Consider the following 13,082-nt stretch of genomic DNA (forward strand, 5'->3'; position numbering starts at 1 on the left):
CTGCGGTTTTCCTTCCTCTTTGAACTCCTGCCTTTCCCTTATTAGATAGTCTGGCGCAGACCAGAGACCGGCGACCGCTCCGAAAGAGGGGAACGGCAGTCGGGTTACCGCAGCGTTTGTTTTGCAACCTATTCGCAGTTCACAGACAGCGTACTGCTACACATAGGGGCTACTCTGCGCAGAGCGCGGCATAGCAGTGCCGCGCAAATCCTTGGCACGTTGTACCGCACGGCACCTACGAATTTAGACGTTTGGTACAATTTATCCTCGTAGGTGCTGTCTATCATAACGCGCTAACGAATTGCGCGGCACGGTCATGCCGCGCCTGCGTAGAGTAAACCACCTGTGTAGCAGTAATCTATCTGTGAACTACGAATATTTCACGAAAGACACGCAACGGTAACCCGACTGCCGTTCCCCCATTTCGGAGCGGTCGCCGGTCTCTGGTCTGCGCCAGACCCTCTAAGGGAAAGGGGAGATACACAAGAGGGTGGAAACCGCAGGTGTCTATCCTCTTGTGCGCCCGCGCGGCGTCAGCGCACATTTCGTTCGCTTCTCAAGCGGCGGCTATATATAATAGGAATAGGCGAAGAAAAACACTTGAAATTTCCACACAATATGATATAATGGAAAAAATTGAAATTTCAATGCCTTGCAAGCTTATGCTCGCAAGGCGTTCTTTTTTTGCCTTGCGGCATAGACGGTGCAGAAAAAACAATCCAAGTTAGACGAGTTAGGCTTTCTGCTGGCGTATCCGCTGCGGATTTTCGTGGTCGGTCCGTTCTGCTGCGCCGCATTCCGCAGCCGCATGGGCGCGCGCACGCACGCGGCTGATGAGGAGGAACAGGCGATTTCGGAAGGATTTGCTGAATAATGTCAGAAAATAGCGAAACTGGCAGAGTGCACAGAGATTGAATGCGCTGTTTGGTAATTTCGTTCAAAATCACGGAGTAAAAATTGAAATCTTAGCTGGTTCTTTGCGCGAAAAAGAGTATAATATTCTATGCAAAAGGTTATCACATTAAGAAAGGGTGGGAACAATGTCATATGACTTTCTGTTGACGATTGCGATCATCATGTTGTTCACAAAGGTATTCGGCCTTACTTCGGAGCGCGTGCATATGCCGCAGGTTGTCGGTGCACTGATTGCTGGTGTGCTGGTCGGCCCGAGCTGCCTCGGCTGGGTAGGCGAAACGGATTTTCTGGTAAAGGCTGCTGAGATCGGCGTAATCATCCTGATGTTCAACGCAGGCATGGATACCGATCTGGACGAGCTGAAAACCACCGGTTTTGCGTCCTTCGTTATCGCGCTGATCGGTGTTGTCGTGCCGCTGATCGGTGGCGTTGCATGCTATCTGGCGTTCGATAATGATCCGACCGACCCGATGAACATGTTGAAGGCTGCTTTCATCGGTGTCGTTCTGACCGCTACCTCGGTTTCGATCACCGTTGAGACCCTGCGTGAGATGGGCAAGCTGAAAAGTAAAGTCGGCACGGCCATTCTCGGCGCGGCCGTTATCGACGATATCCTCGGTATCGTGGTACTGACCGTCCTGACCGCACTGACTGACCCGTCGGTAAAGCCGGTTCTGGTGCTCGGCCGCATCGTTGCGTTCTTCGGTTTTGTGCTGGTTGTTGGTATCGTTATGTACCGCGTATTCCTCAAGATGGAGGAAAAGTGGCATCGTCATCGCCGTATCGCGATCTATGCGGTTGCATTCGCATTCCTGATGAGTTACGTTGCGGAGCGTTACTTCGGTATTGCAGATATTACCGGTGCATACTTCGCAGGCATCGTAATGTGCCGTCTGTCCTCTGCGCGCGACTATGTTGCAAGCAAGACCAACGTGCTCGGCTACATGCTGTTCTCTCCGCTGTTCTTCGCTTCCATCGGTATTAAGACCAACCTGGAAGGTCTGACCAGCACCATGGCGATCTTCGCAGTGGTACTGACCATCGTTGCAATCCTGACCAAGATCATCGGCTGTGGTCTCGGTGCCCGCGTCATGGGCTTCCAGACCTATGATGCATTCTCCATCGGTCTGGGCATGGTATCCCGCGGTGAGGTTGCGCTGATCGTAGCACAGAAGGGCGAGCAGGCCGGTCTGATCGACCCGCACATGTTCCCGCCGATCGTACTGGTCGTTATCGTTACTACGCTGGTAACGCCGATTCTGCTCAAGCTCGGCATGAGCAAGCAGACTCCGGCAAACACGGAGTTCAATGCACAGGAAAAGGTGCAGATGCCCAAGGTAAGCCAGCACTGATTGCTGTCGCAGAACCACGGCTCCGCCGGCAAGCAGGAACGGACCGCAGGCTGTTCCAAAGTTGTCTGAAAGTTCCCGTACGGAAATTTTCTCCCTCTCAAAGTCAAAAATCCTGCGCTATCCTTGCGCGGCTTCTCGGCCGCGCTGCGCCGGTACATGCTCCCGGATTTTTGGAATTTGCACGGCACAGTCTATTGAACACGCGCAATGCGCGAAACAACCGTCTGTTTTGAACAGGCGGTTGTTTTTATATGCAAATATCAATTATTCGCTGTATTGAAGCCTTGCGGCAAGTATGCTATAATAGTAGCGTTTAATACTATCTCTTACTGGAGGAAACAACATGAAAGCAACGAAGCTTCTGCCGATTCTGGCGGTCGTGCTGTGCGTTCCGGGGATTGCGCTGCGCGCGCTGCACCTGCTGAACGGTTTTGACGTAAGCACCGGCTTGCCGACGGCAGGCGATAAATGGATCTGGTTCGTGATCGCGCTGTTCGCTATCAGTGCAATCGTGTATGCTGTGCTGGCGCTGCCGCTTAAGACGCGCAATAAGGTACCGTTTGAGCAGCTGCTCGGCACGAAGGAGGCGCTGTTCCGCATGGCGGCTGTCGTTGCGGGACTGATTGTAGCGGGGGGCAGTCTGGGTTACCTGTATCTGACCATCACCACGGCAGAGCAGGACGTGGCTGCATGGGCGCGTGTTCTGGAGATCGTCTACGCAATCATGGGCGTGCTGACCGGCGGCTGCATGATTGGTCTGGCCAAGGCACAGGGCGTACAGATGACGGAAAAGAGCGCCGCAATGACGCTCGTACCGCTGTTCTGGAGCTGCCTGCATCTGCTGGTCAACTACCGCATGACCTGCACCGATCCGAAGCTGGCGTCGTTTGGCTTTGGACTGGTAGCGGATGTGATGATTGTGTTGGCGTTTTATGAGCTGGCGCGTCTGCTGTTTGGCAAGCCGGCTCCGGCTATGCTGGCGTTCTTTACCGCAGTGGCGGTCACCATGTCGGTGTCGGATATCGGCGGCTACGGTCTGGCTATGCTGATGGGCATCCCGTCCATGTGGTCGATCAAAATGGTGCTGCGCGGCATTCTGGCTGCAGCAGCGTGCGTTATGCTGGCTGCTGAGCTGTTCTGCCTGTGTCGTTCGAACGTGGCGCAGACGGCAGCTGAGGATTAACAGAGGAGGACAACGAAATGCTGTTTGTATGCTATCCCAAGTGCTCGACCTGCCAGAAGGCGAAGGCGTGGCTGCAGGAGCGCGGCGTGGCGTTTGACGAGCGTGATATCAAGCAGGACAATCCGACCGAGCAGGAGCTGCGTGCGTGGCATGAAAAGAGCGGTCTGCCGCTTAAGCGGTTCTTTAATACGAGCGGCCTGCAGTATAAGGCGCTGGGACTCAAAGACAAGCTGCCGGCCATGACCGAGGACGAGCAGTATGCGCTGCTCGCGACCGATGGCATGCTGGTCAAGCGCCCGCTGCTCATTGGAGAGGACTTTGCTCTTCCGGGTTTTAAGGTAAAAGAGTGGGAAGAAAAGCTGAAATAAGGCACAAAAACAGACGAACCCTTGTGGTTCGGCTGTTTTTTTGTTGGCAATATGAGTTAAGAGTGGAGAGTTAGGAGTGAGGAGTTGGAAATTGAGAATTGAAAATGGAGAATTAAGAGTGGAGAGATTTAACACCGAGCAGTGATTATACCCGCAGGAAATGGATAATCTGCACAAACCAACGAGTTGCGCGGCACTGTCATACTTCAGAGTACTTTCTCTTGCCCTTCGGGCAATTCACCTTGTGCCGCGCCTGCGTAGAGTAGCCGACCTGTGTAGCAGTACGGTAAGCGAAATGCGAATATGCGGATACAACGCGGAAGAAAAAATCCTCTGCCGTACTCCTTTTCCTGCTTACGCAGTCTACCATCTGCACCCAAGGTAGGCTACCAAGGGAAACGGGTGTTCAAAGAGGGTAGAAACCGCAGGTGTCTACCCTTTTTGCTCCCGCGGCGAGCGTCGCATCTCTGCATGAAATTGTGATAAGAAAAAAGTGAGAACAAATGTTCACATATGTGTTGACAAACACGAGGATCTGGTGTAAAATATATCTTGCTTATCGGGCAAGATACGGAACGGTATCGAAGTGGTCATAACGAGGCGGTCTTGAAAACCGTTTGTCCGAAAGGGCGCGTGGGTTCGAATCCCACCCGTTCCGCCAATCACGAGATTGCGCGCGGAGGGTTCGATCGAGAATAACTCCGCGCACAACTTAACACCTTGACATGGAGACATACCCAAGCTGGTGAAGGGGCTCCCCTGCTAAGGGAGTAGGTCGAGAAATCGGCGCGAGAGTTCAAATCTCTCTGTCTCCGCCATGGAAGCTGCACTTTTTATTGCGAAAAGTGCAGCTTTTCTGCATTTATAGATAGAAAACGATAACTTTTAGAATGACTTAATTTTTCTTGACAGCAATCGTGACAGCAATGGGCTAATTTACGGCTCCCAAACTGGAGATCAGCTCCTCCATACGGGCGGCACTGCTGCGCTGCATTTGGTCACTGACATGAGCGTAGGTTTTCAGCGTAAACGAAGCTGTACTGTGACCTAAATTCGTCTGCACGGTCTTAATATCATCGCCGTTTTCCAGCGAAATCGTAGCGAATGAGTGGCGCAGAGAATGAAACGTATAATCCCCCATACCGCAGGAACGCAGCAGACGCTTGAGGTGCTTGTATACGGTCTGGTGGTTGAGTGCGCGGCCAAATTCATTGGTGAAAACCAGATCAAACGGATTGTTCCACAGCGGTCCGGCGGCTAAACGCTGACGCTGCTGCTTGGTGCGCTGCTTCTGAAGCGTAAGCATAGCCGTTTCCGCCAGAATAATACGCCGCTGCTTGTTCTCTTTCGGGTCAATGAGCGTATAACTGTAATCACCTTTCTTGCATTTCTGCTGGAGCTGCTTGCGTACAACAAGGCTGTTCCGGTCCCAGTCAATGTCAGCCCAGCGCAAGCCGAGAATTTCGGACTGGCGCATACCGGAGAAAATATCGAGGAAGAACAGATAATAGAATTCGTCCTTGCGAATCAGATCGAGAAACTGATTCAGCTCGGCAGAGGTGATCGCTTTGGCGCGGGTTTGCGTTACACGCGGCAGAGAACAGAAGTCGGCAACATTGCGCTGTAAGATCTCATCGCGCTGTGCAGCGGTCAACAGGGCGTGCAGCGTGCCGAATACGGTGTGTACAGTCTTGGGGGCAAGCCCTTTACCGCCTGCGCCTAAAGACGAAGCAAAGCGCTGTACCTCGCGGTGGGTGAGGTCGGTCAAACGGCGAGTACCCAGTGCGGGAAGAATATGCAGCCGAAGATTTTTCTCGTAACTGCGCTGTGTGGAATCGGTCAGCGTGGCAACATGAGTTGCCATGTATTCTGCGGCATATTCGGCTACCGTGATTTTACGCGGTTCCTGAAAGGCGCCGTTGTCAATACTGGAGGTTGCAGCACGCAGTTTCTCTGCGACTTCTTTCTGTGTTTGGCCGTAAATGGTATGACGACGAGGCTTTCCGGTTTCCGGATCGTAACCGGACACATACTGACCCTGCCAGCGGCCGTCTTTCCGCTTGGTAATAGAGCCGCTTCCGGCTTCACGCTTTTTATTTTTTCGTGCCACAAGTAAAAGAATACTCCTTTCCGGCACATACAGTTCGGTTGTATGTAAATAGTATAGCACAGGTATGCAAGTTTTGCACAAGCTGGGGATAAATGCTGTGCGTGAGATAAGATGAGGGTAAGGTTTTAGACCTTGCCCTCTGCTGCATATTCAGGCACTTTTCTTGGCGGCGTCCTCTTTGAGCCATTGCATCAGTGCATCGTGTGTTACAAGCAGGCGGCGGCCTATTTTGAGTGTTGGGAAATCCTCGCGGTGAAAGAGCGCATAGGCAGCGCTACGGCTTATGCCGAGCAGTTCAGCCAGATCACGGGCGGATAAGGTGATACATTTTACTTGTGCTGTCATAGAATCAGACCTCCGTATTGCCTAAGTACTGCTGCATGAGCGACCGGACCGTGATAATACGGCCAAGCGGCAGTTCGAGTGGAATAGGAAGACCGGGTGCAATCTCTCTTAGGTGGTTCAGCGCATCGTGCTGTGCGTCTAAGTAAGAGCAATGTGAGATTTGACGTTTAGGAGAGCAGATGTACTTCTGGAAACATTCGTTTGCCTGATCCCAGTTGTAGGCGATCATAACGGCATTGCTGCCCTTGAGAACATAGTAGCGGCCATTTTTGCTTTTATAGTTATTTTTATGCTTACCCATAATTTGTTTCTCCTTATTGGTTCGATAGTTTAATTCCAATGTACCCATTGTGGGTCTTGTCACCGATCCGTATTTTTTTCGGCTCGACTTTATTCGCAAGCTGGCTGCGCAGTATGCGCGAAAAGCGTGTCCGATCGGTTATGATCGGCAAGTCGTGTTTCACGCAATAGGCGGTGCAGGCTTCATGCAGGTCTTGTGTAGAAGTAAAGCTGTTGTCACCGGTCAGGATACAGCAATCATTTAGAAATGCAGCGATATTATGGTTCTCGGCCACAGGCGATGCATAGGACTGGGATAACAGTTGATCGACTAAAGCCTGTCCTGCAAAAATGTACTTGTCCGCAAGCAGACGGTGATATGCGTGGATTGCGCGGAGAAAGATGCCGTCCCGCTCGGCGAGGATTTTCTGCGTGAGTAGATGATCCTGCTGTTCCGTAGGGATAGAGAACCGAAAAGGTATCACCACCATGCGGGATAACAGCGCCGTATCTTCTTCGGCCATCCGAATCGGAAAGTTCGATGCGAACACGAGATTGATCGCTGGTGCCATGGTTGCAAGCGGCTTATACTTTTCCTCCACTGTCATAAGATCGCGTCCTGTGATCTGTTTAAGCGTTGCAACGGCCTGTGCCGAGAGCGTACGATTAGGAAGATCACCGCAGATATTGAGCTTCTTTTCAATCAGGGCTGCACCGGAAAAACGATCGCCAAGACGGTAAAGATCAAGTGTGCTCACAGCTTCGGGATTGAACATAGAGCGCAGCAGCTCAAGCAGCACGCTTTTGCCGCTGTTGCTGACACCTTGCAGCAGGAAGAATACCTTACCATCGGTATCACAGGCAAAAATATAGCCGAGCATTTGCCAGATACGCATTTGCAGAGCGTAATCATTTCCGGTGATAAAACCTATGAAATTGTCAAAGTGCGGCGTACCATGGCACAGAGTAGGCAGCGATACATTCAGACAATGCGTGAAAAAGCAGGCAGGAGTATGTGGTGATATGGTGTTCGATACCATATCATAGATACCGTTCTGGATGCAGAGCAGCGAATGGTTGCCTGGTGGTTCAGCAAGCAGCTTGGAATTGCTGAGCAGGAAGACTTCGATGTCCTCGAAAACCCGCTTGCTGCTGTGTTTTTCAATGTCGGCAGTACAGAGAGAACGCATCAGGCGGCGCAGTTCACCGGTCTGCAGCAGATGATACCAGCCGTTCTCGTACCAGTAAACGTGCTCTTGATAGATTCGGATTTTACCGGTCGAGTCGATGCGTTTGGCGATTGCCGCTGCATTAGCCGCTTTGGGACGCTCTATTACGGGTGGACAAACGGCTGTTTCCGTTGGCGCAGGCTGATTCTGTGGAATCGAAACTGCTGCCTGCTGTGCAGGTGCACAGGAAACTGGTGCCAGAGCGGGAACGGATATAGCCTTCTCGGGACTGTCTGTATTGTTGGCACACTCCTGTTGTGATATAGTAATATCAGAGGAATTGGAACAAAATGCAGACAGGACATTGTTCATCACATCTTCTGGCGATGCTGTCGGTGAATCGGCGGGTATTGCTTTGTTGCTTCCGAAGTTGATCGCATCAAAGAGGATGGGAATAGCGTATCCGTTTTTGTCCAGTGGGTAATTGTTTGATGTCGTAGGAATACCTCCTTGTTTTGGTGTTAGAGGCCTCTTCGTGCTATATATTACATGATGTGATATGTGGTTTGCAAATTGTGAAAAACGCGAAAAACGATGATTTTTGAAACTTTTTTGGATGTGTGCGGCGTGTGATAAAAATAAAGTGGCAACAGTAATAATTGTGATGCTCAAAAAGTTTACAGTGCTCGCATAAAAGGTAATTTTTTTAAAAGTTGAAGGAAGCTAAAATTATGCTGGGTAATGAAGAAGAAAAGCAGAAAATGGCAGATAACGGTGAGGGCGATAAGTGTCAGAATAGCGAAAAAAATGCTGTCAATCCAGATGAGATTATTGATGACAGCGAGATGGAAAACAAGCAAGATGCGGCAGAAAGCGAAGCGGCTGTTGATGAAAATAACGAAAAAGGAAAACCTTGTTTAATACCAGAATTACAAGCAAAGTCGCGTAATATAGGAGTAGCGGTTCCGACAAAATTACAGATTGATGCAAAGACTTTTAGCGAACGGTACAGGATGTTAAGAGAAGAGAAAAATATCTCCAATGACAAAGTTGCGGCGAGGATAAAGGAGTTATCGGAAGAGGAGAAAAGGGTTGATGCATTGAAGCAGTCGTTGTGGAAGGTTGAACAGGGGAAGAGTAAATCTGAATGGATATGTCGTGGGGCTGCAAAGGTATTTGGGGTTAGTGCTGAATATCTGGGAGGACAGGTAGATTGTCCTCGTGTAGTTCGTACGAATAACGATGATACTATTGAAAGAAGTGATATATTACTGTTTGAGCCTATTATTGTTTCAGGTCGACCATCGGATAAGGTAAAAGAGGAGCAAAGGAAGAAAGAACAGGTTACTATTCAAGAATTTATTGAGAAAGAGGATGGTTTAGTAAATACTCAAGGGAATAACGAAAAAGTAGAATCAATATATTCTGATATTTTTTATCATATAGCGCACGCAGAACTTGAAGAACAGAAAAACTTTATTAAGTGTTGGAAATTGCAAAAGAAATATACCGATAATCCAGAGCAACTTACACCGGATGAACAAAAAAAGTTTAAGCGCAGATTAACATTTCATAAAAAAACTTCATTAGCTGGAGAGCATAAATATCATGTCATTTGGGATTTGATTTTTAGCAATGAAGAGTTGTTTGAGGTGTTGTATGAAATTGCTTCTGATCCGCTCAATAAAGAGCAGTTGCGTGATATGATGATAAGAAATTATGAATATACGAAAAAACAGTTCCAATAGTTCTTAAAGAATAAATTTGTTCCGCGTTCTGCGTTCCGCATAGATACTTTTTCCACAGTGTATAATAAGAATAATAGTAATAATAAGAATAATAGTAATAATAAGTATAAGTGTAAAAAGTATACCGTCAGAACGCGGAACGCGGAACACAGAAGATTTACCCCATTTATGTGTGCATAAATGGGGGATTTGTACTATTTCTGTAAATAAGCGTATTTTCAATTATATATTATCTCCATGAAGTATCAATAACCCAACAAATACTGAATGGAGGAAACCAAAATGAAAGATACTCGAATTTGTGCCAACTGCGGTGCTGAGCACCCGATCAGCAAAATGTTTGAGGTAGAGGGCGACTGGCTCTGTGAGGACTGTGTAGATCGTTTGACAGTAACCTGTGACCGCTGCGGCGATCGCATCTATCAGGAAAGCGCCATTGAGGACGATCATCACACGCTCTGCGAGGGCTGTTTTGACGAGCACTATGTCCGCTGCCACGACTGCGGCTGCATCCTGCGCAGCTACGATGCTTACTTCGATGACGACGATCATTCCTATTGCTCGGACTGCTGGGACGGTCACGAAGGCGCGATTCACGACTACAACTATACACCTGATCTTGTGTTCCACGGCAAGGGCCTGCGGCACTTTGGCGTAGAGCTGGAAATTGACGAGGGCGGCACGGTGAACAGCAACGCACAGAAGTTGCTCGACATTGCCAACGCAAACGCCGAAAACTTGTACATCAAAACCGATGGCAGTCTGGATGAGGGTCTTGAACTTGTTACACATCCCATGACGCTGGAATACCACCTGAACGAAATGCCGTGGGAACAGGTACTCTGTAAAGCACAGCGCATGGGGTATCTCAGCCATGCCGCCGGCACCTGCGGCCTACACGTTCATATTTCGCGCTTGGCTTTTGGCTGTACTTACGAACAGCAGGAGGCCGCGATCGCCCGCCTGCTCTACTTTGTAGAGAAATTCTGGGCTGAGCTTCTGCGGTTCAGCCGCCGCACGCAGTCGCAGATGAATCGCTGGGCGGCACGGTATGGTATCCGTCTTACGCCGTCCGAGCAGATGAGCCACGCGAAGAACTCTTGCGCCGGACGTTACACGGCGGTCAACCTTACGAACTCTGACACCGTAGAAATCCGGATGTTCCGCGGAACCTTGAAGTTAAACACACTGAAAGCCACCTTGCAGATGGTAAATCATCTGGTCGAGGTGGCTGTTTCTTTGTCCGATTATCAGGTGCAGGACATGAGCTGGTTTGACTTCCTCGACGAAATCAAGGAACCGGAACTCATTCAGTATCTCAAGGAACGCCGCCTGTATGTCAATGAACCTGTCACCGCAAGCGAGGAGGAATGAGTATGTGCAGTCTGTTCGGCTTAATCGACTTCAAAGGTGTGCTCAACACCCATACGAAAAATAAAATTCTGAATACTCTTGCAAGAGAGTGTCAGGTGCGCGGCACGGATGCGACCGGCATCGCGTATAACTTCAACGGCCGCCTGCGTATCTACAAACGTCCGATTCCCGCTCGGAAAATGAAAATCCATATTCCGCACGGCGTGAACGTTGTCATGGGACACACCCGTATGACCACACAGGGTAATGCACAGTTTAACCAGAATAACCACCCGTTCCTTGGTCATGTTGACAGCGGTGCTTTTGCACTCGCGCATAACGGCGTTCTCTGGAACGATAAGGAACTCCGCGCTACGGAAAATCTTCCGCTGACGAGCGTAGAAACAGACAGCTACATTGCCGTCCAGCTCTTAGAGAAGAACAAGACCCTCGACTTTGACAGCCTGCAAGCTATGGCTGAAAAGGTCGAGGGTTCTTTTGTGTTTACGGTGCTGGATAAGAACAATTCTATCTGGTTCGTAGTCGGAGATAATCCGCTGTGCATCATGTTTTACGACGGCTACCTACTCTACGCTTCCACACAGGAAATCCTGTGCAAGACCATCAAGAAGTTAAAGCTGACCGCACCCTCTGACATTCTGGAGCCAAAGGAGGGCGAGATTTTGAAGATCGACCGATTGGGACATATCACTACTAGCAGCTTTATGCCGAAAACCAGCTATGAACATTGGTGGCGACATTATCCATATTACCGCAGTTACTACGAGGACACGCCTGCGAACCACGATGATCTGTTCAGTGTAGCAAAGGCGTTCGGCATAACGGCGGATGAAATTCAGGCATTACTCGACTACGGCTGCTCCGAGGAAGAGATTGAAGAAATGCTCTACGATCCGACTCTGCTGCACGAAATGACCGGAGAGCTGTTATACGCATACTAAGAGAGGAGGGCGAACAACATGGGCTTATTCAGTGTAATCTGGGTACTCGGTGAAGTGCTGGAAGCATTGGACGATCTGCTCGATCTGACCGATGATGTGTAGTTTCAAAAACGCCTGACTTTCGGCACATTGATTTTGAAACGAGTTTTGGAACGAAAACTGCCCTCGGAATACCACATTCCGAGGGCAAATTTTTTTGTTTCATAAACGAAGATTTTTGCAACAGGAGGACGATATGAAGCACTATAAATTCGGATATGCCCGTGTCAGCACCGAACAGCAGAACCTTGCGCGGCAGCTTGATATGCTGACACAGTACGGCGTGGACTACATTTTCAATGAGAAAATGACCGGCACCAAACGCGACCGTCCGGAACTGAACAAACTGCTAGATCGCATGATGGAGGGCGATACGGTAGTAATTGAGAGCCTGTCCCGCTTGGGCCGCAGCACGAAAGACCTGATCGAACTGGTGGAGCTGTTCCGTGAACGCGGTGTGCATCTGGTCAGCCTGAAAGAGCAGATCGACACCTCCACACCGGCGGGAAAGCTGCTGTTTACGCTGATGAGCGCCGTTGCACAGTTCGAGCGTGATGTGATTGCAGAGCGCACCAAAGAGGGTTTGGATGCCGCCAGAGCACGCGGCCACATCGGCGGCAGACCGCGCACTAATGCACAAAAAGTCAAGCAGGCCGTGAAACTCTATCATACCAAACAGTATACCGTTCGGGAGATTGAGGAGCTGACTGGGGTGAAGAAGGCAACGCTGTATCGCAGCCTGCGCTCACTCTAACAACGGCTGGTTCTGTGCCTCCAATTTGGTATTGCACGCAATGATGCCGCATCGCTGATACAGGCACTCTATAATGACCACATCACGCGCATTGCGAGGATACAGAACGGCATGGCCTGCGGCTTTGAGAAGCATCTGCGTTTCCTCTACTGTAAGCTGAAAGCCAAATGCAAGCTGTATCAGCTTGTCCCGTGTCGGTGTATAAGTACCGTCAAAAAGCTGGTAGCCATAGGTACGCGCCAAGCCTGCCGCACGGATTACTGCCGCTCTTGCCAGCTGTTTACGTTCCAGCAAGTCCGCTAACAGCTCCGGTATGGTTTTATTCTGCAACTCGTCAGCGTTCTCCCGAACAAAGGCTGCTGCATCTGGCTTGCTGCGCAGAATATCCATCAATTCGCCTGTGGTCTTTTCCATCTGTATCACCGTTTCTGTCATCTATTGATTCCCATTATAACACAGAACCTTTTCCGCTTAAAATCAAATTCTAATCTGATCTGAACTCATC

Annotated in this window: 13 protein-coding genes and 2 tRNA genes; 10 read left to right on the forward strand and 5 right to left on the reverse strand. The window is 49.8% G+C overall.

Going from position 1 to position 13,082, the window contains the following annotated elements; all coding sequences use genetic code 11:
* Window positions 1-703: 703 nt before the first annotated feature.
* From PG722_RS07540 to PG722_RS07565, 6 genes are all read left to right on the forward strand, one after another.
* Window positions 704-874 (forward strand): hypothetical protein, encoded by a 171-nt coding sequence (locus tag PG722_RS07540; RefSeq protein WP_270580157.1) that lies wholly within the window; start codon window positions 704-706, stop codon window positions 872-874.
* Between the two features lie 166 nt (window positions 875-1,040).
* The gene (locus PG722_RS07545) at window positions 1,041-2,267 is read left to right on the forward strand and encodes a cation:proton antiporter (protein WP_270580158.1); all 1,227 of its coding nucleotides are present in this window, start codon (window positions 1,041-1,043) and stop codon (window positions 2,265-2,267) included.
* 343 nt (window positions 2,268-2,610) lie between these two features.
* A complete protein-coding gene (locus PG722_RS07550) occupies window positions 2,611-3,450 on the forward strand; it encodes a hypothetical protein (protein WP_270580159.1) in 840 nt (279 codons plus the stop codon).
* Between the two features lie 17 nt (window positions 3,451-3,467).
* Window positions 3,468-3,818, forward strand: coding sequence for an arsenate reductase family protein (locus tag PG722_RS07555; protein ID WP_118729629.1), 351 nt, complete (start codon window positions 3,468-3,470; stop codon window positions 3,816-3,818).
* A gap of 572 nt (window positions 3,819-4,390) precedes the next feature.
* Window positions 4,391-4,479 (forward strand) — tRNA-Ser (locus PG722_RS07560).
* A 66-nt stretch (window positions 4,480-4,545) separates the two neighbouring features.
* Window positions 4,546-4,636: transfer RNA gene (locus tag PG722_RS07565), tRNA-Ser, on the forward strand.
* A gap of 113 nt (window positions 4,637-4,749) precedes the next feature.
* Here PG722_RS07565 and PG722_RS07570 read toward each other — a convergent pair.
* The 4 genes from PG722_RS07570 to PG722_RS07585 all read right to left on the reverse strand — a co-directional run bounded on the left by PG722_RS07570 (window position 4,750) and on the right by PG722_RS07585 (window position 8,393).
* Complete coding sequence (locus PG722_RS07570; protein ID WP_270580161.1) at window positions 4,750-5,928, reverse strand: tyrosine-type recombinase/integrase; 1,179 nt, start codon at window positions 5,926-5,928, stop codon at window positions 4,750-4,752.
* Between the two features lie 150 nt (window positions 5,929-6,078).
* Window positions 6,079-6,273 (reverse strand): helix-turn-helix domain-containing protein, encoded by a 195-nt coding sequence (locus PG722_RS07575; protein ID WP_118361125.1) that lies wholly within the window; start codon window positions 6,271-6,273, stop codon window positions 6,079-6,081.
* Between the two features lie 4 nt (window positions 6,274-6,277).
* Window positions 6,278-6,574 carry a hypothetical protein gene (locus PG722_RS07580; protein ID WP_110435436.1) on the reverse strand — a complete coding sequence of 99 codons (297 nt, stop codon included), beginning with the start codon at window positions 6,572-6,574 and terminating at the stop codon, window positions 6,278-6,280.
* Between the two features lie 13 nt (window positions 6,575-6,587).
* Entirely contained in the window at window positions 6,588-8,393 is a 1,806-nt protein-coding gene (locus tag PG722_RS07585; protein ID WP_270580163.1) for a DNA primase family protein, read from the reverse strand.
* Window positions 8,394-8,452: 59 nt separating this feature from the next.
* On the opposite strand from PG722_RS07585, the gene PG722_RS07590 reads away from it, so the two are divergent.
* The 4 genes from PG722_RS07590 to PG722_RS07605 all read left to right on the forward strand — a co-directional run bounded on the left by PG722_RS07590 (window position 8,453) and on the right by PG722_RS07605 (window position 12,577).
* Window positions 8,453-9,469: a hypothetical protein gene (locus PG722_RS07590; RefSeq protein ID WP_270580165.1), complete on the forward strand. Its 1,017-nt coding sequence runs from the start codon at window positions 8,453-8,455 to the stop codon at window positions 9,467-9,469.
* A 282-nt stretch (window positions 9,470-9,751) separates the two neighbouring features.
* Complete coding sequence (locus tag PG722_RS07595; RefSeq protein ID WP_270580166.1) at window positions 9,752-10,843, forward strand: amidoligase family protein; 1,092 nt, start codon at window positions 9,752-9,754, stop codon at window positions 10,841-10,843.
* A 2-nt stretch (window positions 10,844-10,845) separates the two neighbouring features.
* Window positions 10,846-11,784 carry a class II glutamine amidotransferase gene (locus tag PG722_RS07600; RefSeq protein ID WP_270580168.1) on the forward strand — a complete coding sequence of 313 codons (939 nt, stop codon included), beginning with the start codon at window positions 10,846-10,848 and terminating at the stop codon, window positions 11,782-11,784.
* A 235-nt stretch (window positions 11,785-12,019) separates the two neighbouring features.
* The gene (locus PG722_RS07605) at window positions 12,020-12,577 is read left to right on the forward strand and encodes a recombinase family protein (protein ID WP_270580170.1); all 558 of its coding nucleotides are present in this window, start codon (window positions 12,020-12,022) and stop codon (window positions 12,575-12,577) included.
* On the opposite strand, the gene PG722_RS07610 is transcribed toward PG722_RS07605, so the two are convergent.
* Window positions 12,569-13,012, reverse strand: a complete 444-nt coding sequence (locus PG722_RS07610) for an XRE family transcriptional regulator (RefSeq protein ID WP_270580172.1) — start codon at window positions 13,010-13,012, stop codon at window positions 12,569-12,571. The genes PG722_RS07605 and PG722_RS07610 overlap by 9 nt on opposite strands.
* Window positions 13,013-13,082 lie beyond the last annotated feature (70 nt).

Origin of the sequence: Butyricicoccus sp. OF27-2pH9A (genome assembly GCF_027693185.1) — a bacterium.
GTDB classification, from domain to species: domain Bacteria; phylum Bacillota; class Clostridia; order Oscillospirales; family Butyricicoccaceae; genus Agathobaculum; species Agathobaculum butyriciproducens.